The sequence below is a fragment of the Thiocapsa marina 5811 genome, assembly GCF_000223985.1.
In the GTDB taxonomy this organism is placed as follows: domain Bacteria; phylum Pseudomonadota; class Gammaproteobacteria; order Chromatiales; family Chromatiaceae; genus Thiocapsa; species Thiocapsa marina.
The window spans coordinates 233,788-250,939 of record NZ_AFWV01000009.1 but is presented as its reverse complement, the minus strand read 5'-3'; the positions used below and the strand labels follow the sequence as shown (position 1 = coordinate 250,939).

Sequence of the window (17,152 nt, the reverse complement as noted above, 5' to 3'; positions counted from 1 at the left end):
ATGGACGACACGGTGGCCACCGGGAAGATCCGGCACCGGGGATGACCGTCTCCATTCACCTCGGCCTCTGCTCCAAACGGAATTCGTCCGACTCGAATCACGCATGTCCTACCAGGTGCTCGCCCGCAAATGGCGCCCCAAGAGCTTCGATGATCTGGTCGGACAATCGCATGTGGTCCGCGCACTCTCCAATGCGCTCGATCGCGACCAGCTCCATCACGCCTATCTCTTTACCGGCACCCGCGGTGTCGGCAAGACCACGCTCGCCCGCATCCTCGCCAAGGCGCTGAACTGCGAGGAGGGCGTGAGCGCGCGCCCCTGCGGTGTCTGCTCGGCCTGTCGCGAGATCGACGGCGGGCGTTTCGTGGATCTGATCGAGGTGGATGCCGCCTCGCGCACCAAGGTCGATCAAACTCGCGAGCTTCTGGACAACGTTCCCTATGCCCCGGCCCGTGCACGCTACAAGGTCTATCTGATCGACGAGGTGCACATGTTCTCCAACCATAGCTTCAACGCCTTGTTGAAGACCTTGGAGGAGCCCCCGCCGCATGTGAAGTTTCTGCTCGCGACGACCGACCCGCAGAAGGTCCCGGTGACGGTGCTCTCGCGCTGTCTGCAGTTGAATCTGCGCCGTCTCTTGCCCGAGGAGATCCGCGCCAGACTCCAGCATGTCCTGGAAGCCGAGGGACTCGAGTTTCAGGCCTCGGCGCTGCCTTTGCTGGCGCGCGGGGCGGACGGCAGCATGCGCGACGGCTTGAGTCTGCTCGATCAGGCGATCGCCTTCGGCGGCGGGCGCGTGGATGAATCGGGCGTGCGGACCATGCTCGGGACCCTGCCGGGCGATCTGACGTTGGACTTGCTCGATGCCATGGCGGCGGGCGACGCAGCGCGCGTCTTGGCGGAGGTCGAGCGCGTGGCGTCGCTGACGCCGGATTTCGAAGAGCTGCTGCGCGAGCTGATCGCGCTGCTGCACCGCTTGGCGTTGCTCCAGCAGGTGCCCGAGACGTTGGCCCCGGACGATCCGGATGCCGCGCGTCTGAAGGCGCTGGCGGAGCGTCTCCCGGCCGAGGATCTTCAGCTTTATTATCAGGTGGCCTTGACCGGGCAAGGTGATCTGCCGCTGGCCCCCGATCCGCGCGCCGGTTTCGAGATGGTCCTGCTGCGCGCCTTGGCGTTTCGACCGGCCCCGCATCGCGATGAGCCGGCGCGTGCGCCGGCGCGCCTCGCGACCTTGCGGGAGAGCGCGTCCGGCGATGCGACGCACCCGCCCGAGGCCGCAGGCGGCGCGGTTGGCTCGGCGTTGTCCGCGCCGTTGTCCGCGCAGGCGTCCTCGCCGGTCTCGATGTTGAGGCCGGTCACCGAGCCGCGCGTCGCCGAGCCCGCACCCGCGCGGCACGCGAGGGCCGCGGCGCACGTGCCGACGGAGACCACGGGCGCCGCGGCTGCGGTCGTGCTGACCTCGCATGCGGAATGGCTCGCGCTTGTCGATCGTCTGGAGTTGGGCGGCATCGCGAGCCAGATCGCCCATCATTGTGATCTGAAAGGCTGGGCAGACGGACGGCTCTCGCTGGGCCTGGACCCGGCCGCGGAGCATCTGCGCTCGCCGGGTGCGGAATCGCGCCTGCATGCGGCCCTGGAAAAGACCATGGGTACCGCGGTGAAGCTCGACATCCAGGTGGCGCGGCCGCAGCGCGAGACCCTCGCCCAGCGGCGCGAGCGCGAGACCGGCGAGCGTCGTCAGGCCGCGGTCTCCGCGATGGAGGAGGATCCGGTGGCGCGCGCGATGCAGGACGAGCTGGACGCGAGCTGGATCGCCGGGAGTATCGAGCCGAGTGATTGAAGGCCGGCCGATCCGGGGCCGGCTGCCGTGGATACGATGCCGGCTCTCCGGTCGGAGAGCCGGGCGAACCGATGTCGCACTGCGACGGATCTTTGTGAAGAGATAGCCAACCGAGAAGAGAGGATGCGGGAGATGGACGGCGTTCGGCGCCGTGCGCTATCCCGCCTCGGCCATCCGGCCGGGGTTTCCCGCGACAAGGCATGATGAAAGGCGGAATCGGCAACTTGCTCAAGCAAGCGCAGAAGATGCAGGAAGACATGAAGCTGGCCCAAGAGCGGCTCGCCTTGGAAGAGGTCGTCGGCGAGTCCGGCGGCGGCATGGTCAAGGTGACCATGAACGGCCGCTACCAGGTCAGTCGGGTGGAGATCGACCCGGGCGTGATGGGCGACGACAAGGAGATGCTCGAGGATCTCATCACCGCCGCCGTGAACGGTGCAAGCCAGCGCGTGGCCGAGAAGGCGAAGGAGAACATGGCCGAGCTGACCGCCGGGTTGCCCTTACCGCCCGGGATGAAGCTGCCCTTCTAGGCGCGGTCGGTCGCCGTGTCGGAGCGCCCGCTTCTCGGTCAATTGATCGATGCCTTGCGGTGCCTGCCCGGCGTCGGTCCCAAGTCGGCACAGCGTATCGCCTTTCACCTGCTCGAGCGCGATCGCGAGGGCGGGGTGCGTTTGGCGCGGATCATGGCCGATGCGATGAGCCTGATCCGGCGCTGTCGCCGCTGCCGGACCCTGACCGAGCAAGAGCTCTGCGGACTCTGCTCCAACCCGCATCGCGACGGCGGACTTCTGTGCGTGGTCGAGCAGCCCTCCGAGATCCTGGCGATCGAGCAGGCTACGGACTTTCGCGGACTCTATTTCGTGCTCGGCGGGCGGCTTTCGCCGCTCGACGGGATCGGCCCGCAGGAGCTGGGCCTCGACCAGCTCGACGCGCGTCTGCAGGCAGGGGAGGTGCGCGAGGTGATCCTGGCGATCAGCCCGACCGTCGAAGGGAGTGCGACGGCACACTTCATCGCCGAGTCCGCCGATCGGTACGGGGTCAGCGCGACACGCATCGCCCACGGTGTCCCGCTGGGCGGAGAGCTCGAGTATCTGGACGGCGGAACGCTGGCGCTCGCCTTCAATGGTCGGCGCCGACTCTGACGCCACTGGTCTCTTAAACCGCGCCGGCTTCAACAATCCTCAAATCTGCCGGGGCCGGTCCCATCCAAAAACATCACATACCGCGCTGGGCGTGGTTTAACGGAGCGGATCGCAACGATGTCTGATACCATTTTCGGCAAGATCGCCGCCGGTGAAGTCGCGGCCGATATCGTCTATGAAGACGATGACCTGGTCGCCTTTCGAGATCTTCACCCGCAAGCACCGACCCATATCCTGGTGATCCCGCGTAAGCCGATTCCGACCTTGAACGCCGTGCAGCCCGAGGATGCCGAGCTGATCGGCAAGCTGTTCCTGGCCGCGGCCAAGATCGCCGAGCAGGAAGGCATCGCGAACAGCGGCTACCGGACCTTGATCAACTGCAACGCCGCGGCCGGGCAGACGGTGTATCACCTGCACCTGCATATCCTGGGCGGGCGTCCCATGCAGTGGCCGCCGGGCTGATCGATGTTGCAGGGCGGTGTTGTTCACGGCAGCGGTGCCGTCGAGTAGACGAGCGCAAGCGAAGTCCGCCGAAACCCGCGACGGCGCTGGTGGACTGCGCTTCGCTTGTCCACCCTACAGCGCTAGGACCCGGATAGCGTCGACGAACGACGACCTTTTGATTCATTCCAGTGGAGATCGACGGGCGTTTGCCCCGAAAGCAGCAACATGGCAGGGTATCAACGCACGTCCGTCGGGGATCGCCCCGCCGTTTTCGAGCTCAAGGCGGCCGGCTTCACGCTGCCGATCCTTCGTCTGCTCGAGGCCGACATCGAGGCGGTCGCCGCCGAGCTGGGTGCCCGGGTGGAGCAGGCGCCCGAGTTTTTTCGCAATACGCCGGTCGTGATCGATCTGAGCGCCTTTCCCGACGGCGGCGGCGAGGTCGAGTTTCCGCTCTTGGTCGGCCTGCTGCGCGGCTACGGCATGATCCCCTTCGGCGTGCGCGGCGGCAACAAGGCCCAGAACGAGGCGGCGGAGGCGATGGAGCTGGCGATCCTCGGCGAGCACGAGACCCGGTCAACCCGCGCCGAGCGCGTCGCCGCACCCGAGGAGCCCGCGCCCGTCGTCCCCGCCGCGGTTGCGCCGACGGTGCAGGAGGCCCCCGCGGCGCCGCCCCGGCCAGGTGCGGGTGCGGCCTTCACCTTGGTCACGCGCCCGGTGCGCTCGGGGCAACGTGTCTACGCCGCCGGCGGGGATCTGTCCATCATCGCCGCCGTGAGCTCGGGTGCCGAGCTGATGGCCGACGGCAACATCCATGTTTACGGTCCGTTGCGCGGTCGGGCATTGGCCGGCATGAAGGGCAACACGGATGCGCGGATCTTTTGCCAAGACCTTCAGGCGGAGCTGGTGTCCGTCGCGGGGCATTACCGGGTAAGCGAGAACATCCCGCGCGAGCTGCGCGGCGTTCCCGTCCAGATCTTTCTGGACCAGAAGATTCTGAGAATCGAAAAACTTTGACCCGACGCAGGGTTGGGCGACGGACCATCCCATTTTGGAGGCGGCTACTTTGGCGAGAATTATTGTGATCACCTCGGGCAAGGGCGGGGTCGGCAAGACGACCACGTCCGCCGCGTTGGCGATGGGCCTTGCCCAGCGCGGTCATCGTACGGTCGTCATCGATTTCGATGTAGGCCTGCGCAACCTGGATCTCATCATGGGTTGCGAGCGCCGTGTCGTGTACGATTTCGTCAACGTCATCAATCAGGAGGCCAACCTCAACCAGGCCCTGATCCGCGACAAGCGTTGCGACAACCTCTATGTGCTGCCGGCCTCTCAGACCCGCGACAAGGATGCGCTCACCAAGGAGGGCGTCGGTCGGGTGCTCGAGGAGCTCGCCCACGGATACGACTTCATCGTCTGCGACTCGCCGGCCGGCATCGAGCACGGTGCCACCATGGCCATGTATTACGCCGACGATGCCGTCGTGGTCACCAATCCCGAGGTCTCCTCGGTGCGGGACTCCGACCGCATGCTGGGTATCCTCTCGAGCAAGTCGCGTCGGGCGGAGTCCAACGACGAGCCCATCCGGGAGTTTCTCCTGCTGACCCGCTACGATCCGGCACGCGTGGAGAAGGGCGAGATGTTGAGTGTGGGGGACGTGCAGGAGATCTTGTCGCTGAACTTGCTCGGCGTCATCCCGGAGTCGAAATCCGTCCTGACCGCGTCCAACTCCGGCGTACCCGTGGTCCTCGATCGGGAGAGCGATGCCGGCAAGGCGTATGCCGATACGGTCGCTCGCTATCTGGGCGACGAGGTGCCGCACCGTTTTCTCCAAGTGGAGAAGAAGGGCTTCCTGAAGCGCTTTTTCAGAGGCTGACCTATGGGCTTACTCGACTACTTCCGCTCCTCGCGACCGAAGGGCTCCGCAAATGTAGCCAAGGAGCGGCTGCAGATCCTGGTGGCCCACGATCGCACGCAACGTGGCCGTCCATCCTATCTCCCCAAGCTGCAGCAGGAGATCCTCGAGGTCATCCGCAAGTATGTGGAGGTCGACATGAACGCCGTCTCCGTGAAATACGAGCAGGAGGACAGCCACGAGGTCCTCGAGCTGAATATCGTCCTCCCGGACACGGCGCAGGGACGGATTTGAGGGCGGCTGGCCATGTTTAGCGGGGTGGGTACAGCGTAAGCGAAACCCCTCCTCTAAACCGCGCCGGCGCCAACGGTCGTCGAGCCTGCCGAGGCCGATCCATCCAAAAAACAGCGCATACCGCGTCGCGCGCGGTTTAGGGCAGAATCTTGATCGGCGTCCCGTCGCGCACCATCGACCAGATCTCGTCGATCTCGTGGTTCTGCACGGCGATGCAGCCCTGTGTCCAATCGCGGTTGGCGTACTGTTGGCGCAGTGCCTCGGACCGGACGTAGTTCGGGAGCCCGTGAATCATGATCATCCCGCCCGGACTGGAGTACCCGAGCGAACGGCTGACCAGCTTGTCGCGCTCGTTCGGGTAGGAGATGTGGATCGACTTGTAGAAGTTGCTGTTCGGATTGCGCCAGTTGAGGAAGTAGTCGCCGATCGGGGTGCGCTCGTCGCCTTCGCGAAACTTATGTCCGTCCGGTGCACCGCCGAGCGCGATCCGGTACTCGCGGATCACCCGTCCGTTGTTGTGCAGCTCCAGCTTGCGTTGTGACTTCTTGACGACGACCTTGTCCGCGTGACTCGGCTCGACCGTCGCCATCTTCGACGTGCTGCCGCAGCCGGCGAGTCCCAAAGCCCCTATCACAGCGAGCACCGTCAGCAGGGATCGGACCCGATGCGCACCCCGCTCGGGTCGGCGCGTCGGGGGCTCGGCGATGGCGGTCACGGTGTTTTTCGCGTCGGTGTACATGGGTCTGATCCGGTGTCTGTAAGGATGTTACGGCGTTGGCCGTGCTCATGAGCAACACGCGAAAGTGTAGGTAACCACATGACAAAACGCCATCTTGTTTCGCAATTTTTCGATCGGAAAAAACGACCTCACGACATCGAGATTGCCGATCAAAACTCGGGAAGCACGCGGAAGAAGAGCGTCTTGAGATAGGCGGTCTCGGGGATTGCGGGATGCACCGGATGGTCCGGTCCCTGCTGACCGGTTTCCAACAACTGCAGGGTGCGCCCGGCGCGGCGTGCCGCCTGCTGCACGGTCCGCACGAAGACATCGCGACCCATGTGGAAGGAGCACGATGAGGTCACCAGCAGGCCGCCCGGCTCGAGCAGCTCCATCCCGAGTCGATTGAGCCGCAGATAGGCCGCAATCCCGTCCTTTTCGTCCTTGCGTCGCTTGATGAAGGCGGGCGGGTCGAGCAGGACCGTGTCGAAACGGGCGTCTTCCTCGCGCAGCGCACGCAGTACATCGAAGGCATCGCCATGCCGGCCTTGGACGCGCTCCGCCAGCCGATTGCGAGCCGCATTGTCGGCGACCCGCTCGAGCGCCGGTAGCGAGCTGTCGACACAGACGACCTGCTCGGCGCCCAGCGCCGCGGCGCGCAGACCCCATGCGCCGATATAGCTGCACACATCCAGGACGCGCCGCCCGACGCCGTAGCGCGCCAGACGCGTGCGGTTCTCGGCCTGGTCGAAGAACCAGCCGGTCTTTTGGCCGGTCAGGGGCGAGACGAGGAACTCCAGGTCGTTTTCGACCAGGGTAAGGCGATCCTCGGGCGAGCCCAGGATCACCTCGACGCCCTGTGTCAAGCCTTCCATCTCGCGCACCGAGGTGTCGTTGCGCAGCACGATTGCCTTGGGGCGCAGCACCTGCTCGAGCGCGGCGAGGATCTCGCCTTGCACCCGTTCCATCCCCGCGGTGGTGATCTGTACGGCGAGCAGATCGCCGTAGCGGTCGACGACCAGGCCCGGCATCCCGTCGCTTTCCCCGAAGATGAGTCGATAGAAGGGGCGTGCGTAGAGCCGCTCGCGCAGGGCGAGCGCGTCGTGGATGCGCTTCAGCCAAAGGGTCGGGCTCAGCGGCTGTGTCGGATCGCGGCTGACCACGCGCGCGCAGATCAGTGAATGCGGATTCGCGTATCCATGACCGATCCAGCGATCGTGATCGCTGCGGATCGCGACCGGCTGGCCCGGTTGGAGATCCTTCAGCGGCGTGACCTTGGTGTTGACCTCGTTGCTGTAGATCCAGCAGTGCCCGGCGATGAGGCGGCGTTCCTGGTCTTTGCTCAGGATGAGGGGTTGGGTCTTCATGATCGCGTGTCCTGTGGTGTCTGGGCGCTCGTCGTCTTGCGCGGTCACAGACTATCAGAACCGGCCGAGGTCGGTCGGGGCATGGAAAGGGGAGTCGGCAGAACCCGTCTTGTCTGAACAGCCGCCAGCCGCCAGTCATCGCCCTTCGACCCTTCACCTTTCACCTTTCACCTTTCACCTTTCACCTTTCACCCTCATCTCCCCACCATCCCCCCAAGCTTCCGGGAAACCTCCATGTCGAACGCCCCCTCGTCCCCGACCGGTCCCGTCAACCGTCTGGCGGAGACCACCAGTCCTTACCTGCGGCAGCACGCGCACAACCCCGTGGATTGGTGGCCTTGGTGCGAGGAGGCGCTTGCGCTGGCACGCGAGACGGATCGCCCCATCCTGCTCTCGATCGGCTACTCGGCGTGTCACTGGTGTCATGTGATGGCCCATGAATCGTTCGAGGATCCCGGCACCGCGGAGCTGATGAACCGGCTCTTCGTCAACATCAAGGTCGACCGGGAGGAGCGCCCGGATCTCGATAAGATCTACCAAACCGCACACCAGCTGCTCGCGCAACGTCCCGGCGGTTGGCCGCTCACGGTGTTTCTGATGCCGGACGATCAAAAACCCTTCTTCGCCGGGACCTACTTCCCGCGCGAGCCGCGTCACGGCTTGCCTGCGTTCAAGCAGTTGATGCAAGGGGTCGAGCGTGCTTACCGTGAGCAAAAGACGGCGATCGAGTCGCAAAACGAGAGCCTGATGGCTGCGCTTGCCGAGCTGGAGCCGCATGCCTCCGACGCGCTGCCCGAGCGCTCGGCGATCGATGCGGCCTTGCAACAGCTCGACACGAGCTTCGATCCCGAGCATGGCGGATTCGGAGATGCGCCCAAGTTTCCGCATCCGACCAACCTCGATCTCCTGCTTCGGCACGCGACGGACGCACCGCAGACCGGGGCCCCCGACCGCTCTGCGCTCGCGAAGGCCGTTTGGACGCTAGAGCGGATGGTCCGCGGCGGACTCACGGATCAACTCGGCGGTGGCTTCTATCGCTACTCGGTCGACGCGCTTTGGATGATCCCGCACTTCGAGAAGATGCTCTACGACAACGGTCCGCTCCTCGCACTTTGCTGCGACGCCTTCGCCGTGACCGAGGATCCGGTGTTTCGGGATGCCGCCGTCATGACCGCGGACTGGGTGCTGCGCGAGATGCAGTCCCCGGAGGGCGGCTATTGGTCGAGTCTGGACGCCGACAGCGAGGGCGAGGAAGGCAAGTTCTACGTCTGGGATCGCGAGGAGATCCGGGCATTGCTCGCACCGGCCGAGTACGCGCCCTTCGCCGCCGTCTACCGTCTGGATCGTCCGGCCAACTGCGAAGGCCGCTGGCACCTGCACGGGTACCGCACGCCCGAGGCCGTCGCCGTTGATCTCGGGCTCGAGCCGGCGCGGGTGCAGGCCCTGCTCGCCGCCGCGCGCGCGACCCTCTATGTCGCACGCGAGCGGCGCGTTCGCCCCGGTCGGGACGAGAAGGTCCTGACCGCCTGGAACGCCCTGATGATCAAAGGTCTGGCGCGTGCCGCGCGGACCTTCGATCGACCGGATTATCTGGAGTCCGCCGAGCAGGCGCTCGCCTTCATCCGCGGCACACTCTGGCGCGAGGGTCGGCTGCTCGCGACCTACAAGGACGGCACCGCCCATCTGAACGCCTATCTCGACGACTATGCCAACCTACTCGATGCGCTGCTGGAACTCCTGCAGACACGCTGGTCGCGGGCGGATCTGGACTTCGCCCTCGCGCTGGCCGAGGTCCTCCTGGATCAGTTCGAGGATCCGATCGGCGGCGGCTTCTGGTTCACCGGGCGCGATCACGAGACCCTGATCCATCGCACCAAACCGCTCGGCGACGAGGCCATCCCGTCCGGCAACGGCGTCGCCGCGCTGGCGCTCGAGCGGCTCGGCCATCTCGTCGGCGAGCCGCGCTATCTCGCGGCGGCCGAACGGACCCTGAAGCTCGCGGCCGAGTCGATCCGCCGCATGCCCTACGCCCACGCCACACTCCTCTTCGCGCTCGACGAGTGGCTCGACCCGCCCGAGACCCTGGTGATCCGCGCCGGCGACGAGCGTCTCGACGCCTGGCGCCGAGAGGCCCAACGCGGCTACCGACCACGTCGCTTCGTCCTGGGCATCCCCGCCGACGAGAGCCATCTCCCCGGCACGCTCGCCGCCATGGCGCCCGGCGAGCGCCCGCGCATCTACCGCTGCAGCGGCACCCGCTGCGAGCCGCCGACCGAATCGCTCGCCGACGTCGTGAAACCAACCTCGTAGGTCGTGCCGACGATAGGACGCGCAACGGCGGCAGCCTTACCGAGCCCCAAACCCGCGCCTTGATCGCGATCCGCACAAGCACCGCCGCCCGGCAGCCTCACCCACCAGCAGGTCATCCCTCATGTCGACAGCACGGCCGTTTCGACGGCATCTCGCCTATCTCGATTGGCTCTATAACCCCTTCAAGTCATGGGACGTGACCCGCGTCTACGATCTCCTCTCGACCGACGTGGCCACCGAAAACGGGCTCTATCTCAACCTGGGCTACTGGAGCGCGGAGCAGAGCTTGGACGAGGCCTGCCAGGCACTGGCGGCCTTGGTCGCGGAACGCGCGGCGATGGGGCCCGGCGACCGGGTGCTGGACGTCGGCTTCGGTTTCGCCGATCAAGACATCTACTGGCTTCGGACCTACGCGCCCGACCACATCCAGGGCCTCAACATCACCGCCTCGCAGGTGGCCGTCGCGCGCGGAAGGGTGAAAGATCTCGGTCTCGAAGAGCTCATCGACCTGCGCGAAGGCTCGGCCACGGACATGCCGCTGCCTTCGAATTCAGTCGACACGGTTGTCGCACTCGAGTGCGCCTTCCACTTCGAGACCCGCGAACGCTTCTTCGAGGAGGCCCTTCGCGTTTTGCGTCCGGGGGGCCGATTGGTCACGGCCGACATCATCCCGATGCCGCTGGCCGAGGATTGGCGTGCCCGGCTCAAACAGCGCTGGTCCTGGGGACTGGTCGCAAGCAAGTTCGCGATACCTGCCGAAAACGTCTACACGCGCGAGATCTACGCGGACAAGCTTCGAGCGTGCGGCTTCGCGGATGTCGAGGTCGCCTCCATCCGCGATCGCGTCTACACCCCCCTGCACGACTATCTCTCGAGACACCCGGAGACGCTCGACCGGCTCCACCCCGCGACCCGACTCCCGGCCCGACTCGCACTCGGCATGAGCGCCGAGAGCGTCTACGGCGGTCTGGACTATGTGCTCTCCGCCGCCTCTAAACCGCGCCTTTTGTGACCTACGCGGTTTTACCGGTGACGACCCTCACGACGACCAAGCGACTTAAACCTGGCGCGGTTTAGAGAACGAAGAAGGGAAAAATGCTTTCAATCTCCTAAACCGCGTCGACTCAAACGGTCTTGAAGCCATCCGAGACCGACCCCGGCCGCCGATCGTGCAGAAAAGCTCGGGCGCGGTTTAGTAGAGGAAGGGCACGAGCTTCTTCACCTCCTTCGCATACTCCGCATACTCCGGATGACGTTCGGTCAACCAGCCTTCTTCCTTGCTGGCCTTGTAGTCGAAGAAGACGAAGCCGATGACCAGGATCGCAAGGTGCGGGATGCTGAGCGTGAAGAGCACCCAGCCCGCCGCCGCGAAGAGCTGGCTGCTGTAGAGCGGATGGCGAACCCGGGCGTAGACGCCGTGCTTCACCAGCTGGCTGTGATCCACCGGATAGGGCAACGGTGTCAGATACTCGCGGATATGGACCGAGCCGAACCCGCCGAGGACGAGGGCGACCGCCCAAAAGGCGATCAGCGCCGGCCAGCGTAACGGCGCCAGGGCATCCATCAGCGCAGGGGTTGCGAGCGGATTCCACGCAGGGGTGAAGACAAAGGCGAAGAAGAGCACGAATTGCAGCACGACGAGGTATTCGCCGCGGTGGCCCTTCAGGAACGAGAAACGGGTCATATCGAGGTCCTTATCGCAGGTTGAGCGCAGGCGGCCGTCTGTCGGGTCGCGAAGACAGGCATTGTCCGACATCCGGGGAGGTTGTGCCGAGCGTCGTGCGGCACAACCAACCGACCGAGACCGGGGGTGTCGACCTGAGCCAATCGCGCACCACGCCAGGTCTGTCGACGCGACCGTTCGTTGTCGTCATCGACGATCGATCGACAGCGACAGCGACAGCGACAACGACAATGATTTCGGGCGTCCTGGATTCTCTGCAACCTCTCGCCGTCGCCGCTCCCTTCGACGCAAGGTGCCCGAACAGGTGCTTTCCGGTACACTCCCGCGGTTTAAGTCAAGCCCAAACATGCGGTCCGTGCAGTGCCGACATCGAGCGATCCCCGATTGTTGACCTTTACCTGGCCGGTGCGGGTCTATTACGAAGATACCGACGCGGGTGGCGTGGTCTTCTACGCCAATTATTTGAAGTTCATGGAACGGGCGCGCACGGAGTGGCTGCGCGCAGTCGGCTACGAGCAGGATGCCTTGCGCGCGCGTTGCGGGATCCTCTTCGCCGTGCGACGGGTGAACATCGACTATCTGGCGCCCGCGCGTCTCGATGACTGTTTGAGCGTGACCTCCAGGCTGGTGCGGGCGGGCGGTGCGAGTCTGGAGTTCGACCAGCAGGTGATGCGCGACAGCGACGCTTCCTGCTGCTGCCGAGGCGCCGTGAAGATCGCCTGCCTGCATGCCGACACCCTGCGCCCGGCGCGCCTGCCCGGCGATCTCTTGTCCGAGTTGTTGCCTTTCGCGAGCGGTCCAGCGGAGCCATCGTCATGACGTCCGATCTATCGTTGTTCAACCTTATCCTCCAGGCCAGCCTGGTGGTTCAGTTGGTTCTGCTGGTGCTCGTGATCGCCTCCGTGACCTCTTGGACCATGATCCTGGATCGCGGCCGTGTGCTCTCGGCCGCGCGCAGGAATGCCAATGCCTTCGAGGAGCGCTTTTGGTCCGGCGGCGATCTCAGCGCGCTCTACAAGGATCTGAGCGAGAACCGCAAGGGCGAGCATGGTCTGCCGTCCATCTTCCGCGCCGGCTTCAAGGAATACGTGCGGCTGCGCAAGATCGAGGGCAATGACTTGATGGCCGTGCTGCAGGGGACCGAGCGTTCCATGCGCGTCGCCCTCAGCCGCGAGATGGACCGTTTGGAGACCAGCCTGACCTTTCTGGCGACGGTTGGCTCCACCAGCCCCTACATCGGTCTCTTCGGCACCGTCTGGGGCATCATGCATGCGTTCCATGCGCTGGGGAACGTCGAGCAGGCGACCCTCGCGCTGGTCGCGCCGGGTATCTCGGAGGCGTTGGTCGCCACCGCGATCGGTCTCTTCGCGGCCATCCCCGCCGTCATCGCCTACAACAGGTACGCCCATCAGGTCGAGCGTCTCAACAGCCGCTACGAGGAGTTCATGGAAGAGTTCTCGACCCTCCTGCAACGCCAAGGCCGCAACTGAGCGTTCGAGGAGTCCGACAGATGCTCAAGCGCACCCGCTCCAGACAGCGCCGCCGGCCGATGGCCGAGATCAATGTCGTACCCTACATCGACGTGATGCTGGTGTTGCTCGTCATCTTCATGGTGACGGCGCCCCTGATTACGCAGGGTGTGAAGGTGGCGTTGCCGCAGGAGAAGGCGGGCGGTATCCCGAGCCCGACGACCGAGTCGCTGATCATCACGGTCGATGAGTTCGGCGACTATTACATCGATATCGGAGACGAGAAGAACGCCCCGGCGAGCGAGCAGATCCTGTTCGACCGCATCCGTGTCGTGCTCGAATACACGCCCGAAACACCGATCCTGGTGCGCGCGGACCATCGGGTCGACTACGGGCGTGTCGTGCGTGCCATGGTCGTCGCTCAAGCGGCGGGTGCGCCGGAGGTCGGTCTGGTGACGGTGCCTCCGGAGCGCCGCGAGCCCTAGCGCTGCGGCACGAGCCCCGACATGTGGCAGATCCTGAGGCATAACCCGAGGGCCTTCTACTGGTCGTTGGGTCTGCATGTCTTTTTCGCCCTGCTCTTTTTCGTGGGCGTGAAGATCGACCGACCCATCACGGAGGCGGGCAGCAAGCCGCGGGTCGTCCAGGCGACCATCGTCGGCGACGCCGCGCTCGAGGCGATGGTCGCTGAGTTTCAGGCCGATCAGGCGCGGCGTCCGGCCGGCCCCGAGATCAGCCCGGAGGTCAGTCCCGAGGTCGGCACGGAGATGATTCCGGACGCGCAGGAGCCGCCGGATGCTGTGCCGCTTGAAGACCTGAGCGCGGCCGAGGCCGCCCGGCTCGAAACCGAGCGGCTTGAAGCCGAAGCAGCCGAGGCCGAGCGCCAAGCCGACGCCGAGCGCGAGGAGGCGCAGCGTCTTGCCGAGGCCGCTCGCGCCGCCGCCGAAGCCGAGCGCCTGGCAGCGGAGGCCGAAGCGGCTGCAGCCGAGGCCGAGGCGCGCCGTCAGCTGGAGATCGACCGCATGGCCGAGGCACAGCGCCGCGCGCAGGCCGAACGAGAGGCCGCAGAGGCCGCTGCGAGGGCCGAGGCCGAACGGCGCGCGGAAGCCGAGCGGCGTGCAGAGGCCGCACGACGCGCCGAGGCCGAGCGCTTGGCCGCCGAGGCCGCAGCAGCCAAGGCCGAGGCGGAACGTCTCGCCGAAGAGAAGCGTCTTGCCGCGGAGGCCGCGGCACGGGCCGAGGCGCAACGTCGATCCGAGGCGGCGCGCGCCGAAGACGAACGCCGCGCGAGGGTCGAGGCCGAGCGCCGTGCCGAGATCGAGCGTCGTGCGGAGGCGCAGCGCCAAGCCGATGCCGAGGCCGTCCTAGAGCGGCAGCGTCGGCTCGAAGAGGAGGCGCGCCTGATGGCCGAGATCGAGGAGCGGAGACTCGTCGAGGAGCTTGCTCAGGAGAGCATCGAGCAGGAGGCCAGGCGGATGGCCGCGGAGGAGGCACAGCGCAGACTTGCCGCAGAAGAGGCGCAGCGGACCCGCGAGAGCGACCTGCTGTCTTCATTGGCGTCGGAACAGCTCGCGCGCGAGGCCGATCGCTATGTCCCCGTGATTCGCGATCGGGTGCGTCAATTCTGGGTGCGGCCGCCGGCGACCGGCCGTGACCTCTCTACCGTGGTCTCGGTGCGGCTCATTCCGGGCGGCGATGTGGTGCCGAACAGCGTTCGCGTGGTTCAGAGCAGCGGCAACACCGCCTTCGATCAATCGGTCGTTGCGGCGGTGAATCAGGCATCGCCTCTGCCGGTGCCGTCCGGCCCCGTGTTCGAGCGCTTTCGCGAGTTCAATTTCACCTTCAGGCCCTAGCCAGGACAGACACCTATGCCCCGACATCAGCGCCGCACCTCGATCCTCCTGACCTTTGCCGTCGTCCTTTTCGGATTCGGACTCGGATTCGGGGCCGGTCCGGCACAGGCGCGCCTGAACATCGAGGTCACCGGCGGTGTCGAGGCAGCCCAGCCGATCGCCGTCGTCCCCTTCGGTGTCAGCGACGGGTTGATCCCGCCGGTCGACATCGCCGCCGTCATCAGCGCGGATCTGGCGCGCACCGGCCGCTTTCGCCCGATGCCGACACGCGACATGCTCGACATGCCGGCTCGTCACGAGGACGTGGATCTGCGCGACTGGAGCCTGCTCGGGATGAACAACCTGGTCATCGGTCGCGTCGAGGCCGACGGCAATGGTTACCGGGTCAGCTTCATCCTCTACGACGTCTTTCGCGGCGATCAACTCGCCAGCAGCACCATCGTCTCCACCAAGGCCGGCATGCGCAATACCGCGCACCGCATCTCCGACATCATCTACCAGAAGCTCACCGGCCAGCGCGGCGTGGCGGCCACCCGCATCGCCTATGTGACCGCTACCGGTCAAGGCGAGGGCCAGACCGTGACCCTGCGCGTCGCGGACGCCGACGGCTACAACCCACAGACCATCGTCTCCTCGGGCGAGCCCATCATGTCGCCGGCCTGGTCTCCCGACGGACGCCGCATCGCCTACGTGTCGTTCGAGAACAAGCGTGCCGCCATCTACGTCCAGGAGCTGGCCAGCGGGCGTCGCGAGCTGGTCGCGAGCCATCCCGGCATCAACGGATCGCCGGCCTTCTCGCCCGACGGGCGCAAGCTCGCGATGACGCTCTCCAAGGACGGCAATCCCGACATCTATGTCCTGGATCTCACCAGCCGCGAGCTGGTGCGTCTGACCGACCATTTCGCTATCGACACCGAGCCCTCCTGGTCGCCGGACGGTCAACAGATCATCTTTACCTCCGATCGCGGCGGTAGCCCGCAGATCTATCGCATGGGCTCGGGCGGCGGTCCGGCCCAACGGATCAGCTCCGAGGGCGACTACAATGCGCGCGCCTCCTATGCGCCTGACGGGCGCTCCATTGTCCTGGTCACACGGGTCAACGGCATGTTCCGCATCGGGGTGATCGATCTGGATCGCGGCTTCATGCGCCTGCTCAGCAACGGCAGCCTGGACGAGTCACCGAGTTTCGCGCCGAACGCCAGCATGGTAATTTACGCGACCATCCACGGCGGTCGCGGCGTCCTGGCCGCAGCTTCGATCGACGGCGGCGGCAACCAGCGCCTGTCGCAGGATTCCGGCGAGGTCCGCGAGCCTGCCTGGTCTCCCTACATCGAATGACCTCGGCGCGCCACGATGGACTTGCTCATCCGGCGCCCCGCACGCTGGACAAGCACCATAGGCTGGACAAGCACCGTAGGGTGGACAAGCGCCGTAGGGTGGACAAGCGCAGCGCAGTCCACCAGACCCCGGCACAGCGCTCGGTGGACCTCGCTTCCGCTCGTCCACCCTACCGTTACCGATCAGCGACCTGGCCGAGCTCATGAGCAAGGCTCGCCCCGAACCATCCAACGTCCAATCCCCGAGGCCGGGGTGAAGGAGTCTGTCATGACAACGAGCCGCAAGGGCCTCCGGGCGTCGACGCCCATCCTCCTCGCCGGCGTGCTCGCCGGCGTTTTCGCGGCCGGCTGCACCAGCGCGCCGAAACAGCCGCCCGAGCCGGTCGCGCCGCAGCCGCAGCCCGCGGCCCCGACCACGACCGTCCCGCTTGAGCCGCCTCGCCCGGTGTATGCCGGCCCCTGGGAGGATCCGAGCAATCCTCTGTACCAGCGGACCATCTATTTCGACTACGACACCGCCGAGATCAAGCCCGAATATCTCCCGGTGCTGCGCACCCACGCGCGCTACCTGGGCACCAATACCGGGGTCAAGGCGACCCTCGAAGGAAATACGGACGAGCGCGGAACACGCGAGTACAACCTCGCCCTGGGCGATCAACGCGCCGAGTCGGTGCGGCGTCTCATGATCGCCGACGGTGTGCCGCCGAACCAATTGTCCACGCTCAGCTACGGTGAAGAACGCCCCGCCAATCCCGGCCATAGCGAGCAGGCGTGGCGGTTGAATCGGCGTGTCGTGATCCAGTATTGAATCGCGTCTGATTCTCAGTGAAAGCCCTTCCGTCGGG

The 17,152-nt window shown here is 65.8% G+C and carries 18 protein-coding genes; 15 read left to right on the top strand and 3 right to left on the bottom strand.

All coding sequences use genetic code 11. From position 1 onward, the window contains the following. Positions 1 to 103: 103 nt before the first annotated feature. From dnaX to minE, 7 genes are all read left to right on the top strand, one after another. Positions 104 to 1,840, top strand: a complete 1,737-nt coding sequence (dnaX, locus tag THIMADRAFT_RS14685) for a DNA polymerase III subunit gamma/tau (RefSeq protein WP_007193847.1) — start codon at positions 104 to 106, stop codon at positions 1,838 to 1,840. A gap of 203 nt (positions 1,841 to 2,043) precedes the next feature. Continuing rightward, positions 2,044 to 2,367: a YbaB/EbfC family nucleoid-associated protein gene (locus THIMADRAFT_RS14680; RefSeq protein ID WP_040731662.1), complete on the top strand. Its 324-nt coding sequence runs from the start codon at positions 2,044 to 2,046 to the stop codon at positions 2,365 to 2,367. A 15-nt stretch (positions 2,368 to 2,382) separates the two neighbouring features. Further along, positions 2,383 to 2,979 carry a recombination mediator RecR gene (gene recR / locus THIMADRAFT_RS14675; protein ID WP_007193845.1) on the top strand — a complete coding sequence of 199 codons (597 nt, stop codon included), beginning with the start codon at positions 2,383 to 2,385 and terminating at the stop codon, positions 2,977 to 2,979. 117 nt (positions 2,980 to 3,096) lie between these two features. Continuing rightward, the gene (locus THIMADRAFT_RS14670) at positions 3,097 to 3,441 is read left to right on the top strand and encodes a histidine triad nucleotide-binding protein (RefSeq protein WP_007193844.1); all 345 of its coding nucleotides are present in this window, start codon (positions 3,097 to 3,099) and stop codon (positions 3,439 to 3,441) included. Positions 3,442 to 3,648: 207 nt separating this feature from the next. Further along, entirely contained in the window at positions 3,649 to 4,437 is a 789-nt protein-coding gene (gene minC, locus THIMADRAFT_RS14665; protein WP_007193843.1) for a septum site-determining protein MinC, read from the top strand. 49 nt (positions 4,438 to 4,486) lie between these two features. Continuing rightward, positions 4,487 to 5,296: a septum site-determining protein MinD gene (gene minD, locus THIMADRAFT_RS14660; RefSeq protein ID WP_007193842.1), complete on the top strand. Its 810-nt coding sequence runs from the start codon at positions 4,487 to 4,489 to the stop codon at positions 5,294 to 5,296. Positions 5,297 to 5,299: 3 nt separating this feature from the next. Next, a complete protein-coding gene (gene minE, locus THIMADRAFT_RS14655) occupies positions 5,300 to 5,569 on the top strand; it encodes a cell division topological specificity factor MinE (protein ID WP_007193841.1) in 270 nt (89 codons plus the stop codon). 136 nt (positions 5,570 to 5,705) lie between these two features. Here minE and THIMADRAFT_RS14650 read toward each other — a convergent pair whose 3' ends face one another. Next, a complete protein-coding gene (locus THIMADRAFT_RS14650) occupies positions 5,706 to 6,308 on the bottom strand; it encodes a L,D-transpeptidase family protein (RefSeq protein ID WP_007193840.1) in 603 nt (200 codons plus the stop codon). 149 nt (positions 6,309 to 6,457) lie between these two features. Beyond that, positions 6,458 to 7,654: a class I SAM-dependent rRNA methyltransferase gene (locus THIMADRAFT_RS14645; protein ID WP_007193839.1), complete on the bottom strand. Its 1,197-nt coding sequence runs from the start codon at positions 7,652 to 7,654 to the stop codon at positions 6,458 to 6,460. Between the two features lie 234 nt (positions 7,655 to 7,888). Here THIMADRAFT_RS14645 and THIMADRAFT_RS14640 point away from each other — a divergent pair, with 234 nt between their 5' ends. Beyond that, a complete protein-coding gene (locus tag THIMADRAFT_RS14640; protein WP_007193838.1) occupies positions 7,889 to 9,964 on the top strand; it encodes a thioredoxin domain-containing protein in 2,076 nt (691 codons plus the stop codon). A gap of 121 nt (positions 9,965 to 10,085) precedes the next feature. Then, positions 10,086 to 10,976, top strand: coding sequence for a class I SAM-dependent methyltransferase (locus THIMADRAFT_RS14635; RefSeq protein WP_007193837.1), 891 nt, complete (start codon positions 10,086 to 10,088; stop codon positions 10,974 to 10,976). A gap of 180 nt (positions 10,977 to 11,156) precedes the next feature. Here THIMADRAFT_RS14635 and THIMADRAFT_RS14630 read toward each other — a convergent pair whose 3' ends face one another. Continuing rightward, positions 11,157 to 11,648, bottom strand: a complete 492-nt coding sequence (locus THIMADRAFT_RS14630; RefSeq protein ID WP_007193836.1) for a methyltransferase family protein — start codon at positions 11,646 to 11,648, stop codon at positions 11,157 to 11,159. 384 nt (positions 11,649 to 12,032) lie between these two features. On the opposite strand from THIMADRAFT_RS14630, the gene ybgC reads away from it, so the two are divergent. The 6 genes from ybgC to pal all read left to right on the top strand — a co-directional run bounded on the left by ybgC (position 12,033) and on the right by pal (position 17,115). Then, positions 12,033 to 12,467: a tol-pal system-associated acyl-CoA thioesterase gene (gene ybgC, locus THIMADRAFT_RS14625; RefSeq protein ID WP_007193835.1), complete on the top strand. Its 435-nt coding sequence runs from the start codon at positions 12,033 to 12,035 to the stop codon at positions 12,465 to 12,467. Next, the gene (gene tolQ / locus THIMADRAFT_RS14620) at positions 12,464 to 13,138 is read left to right on the top strand and encodes a protein TolQ (RefSeq protein ID WP_007193834.1); all 675 of its coding nucleotides are present in this window, start codon (positions 12,464 to 12,466) and stop codon (positions 13,136 to 13,138) included. Before ybgC ends, tolQ begins: the two co-directional genes overlap by 4 nt. Before the next feature lie 20 nt (positions 13,139 to 13,158). Then, the gene (tolR, locus tag THIMADRAFT_RS14615) at positions 13,159 to 13,602 is read left to right on the top strand and encodes a protein TolR (protein WP_007193833.1); all 444 of its coding nucleotides are present in this window, start codon (positions 13,159 to 13,161) and stop codon (positions 13,600 to 13,602) included. A gap of 21 nt (positions 13,603 to 13,623) precedes the next feature. Further along, a complete protein-coding gene (tolA, locus tag THIMADRAFT_RS14610; protein ID WP_007193832.1) occupies positions 13,624 to 14,970 on the top strand; it encodes a cell envelope integrity protein TolA in 1,347 nt (448 codons plus the stop codon). Positions 14,971 to 14,985: 15 nt separating this feature from the next. After that, positions 14,986 to 16,308, top strand: a complete 1,323-nt coding sequence (gene tolB, locus THIMADRAFT_RS14605) for a Tol-Pal system beta propeller repeat protein TolB (protein WP_007193831.1) — start codon at positions 14,986 to 14,988, stop codon at positions 16,306 to 16,308. Positions 16,309 to 16,575: 267 nt separating this feature from the next. After that, on the top strand, positions 16,576 to 17,115 hold the full coding sequence (pal, locus tag THIMADRAFT_RS14600) for a peptidoglycan-associated lipoprotein Pal (RefSeq protein ID WP_007193830.1): 540 nt from the start codon (positions 16,576 to 16,578) through the stop codon (positions 17,113 to 17,115). Positions 17,116 to 17,152 lie beyond the last annotated feature (37 nt).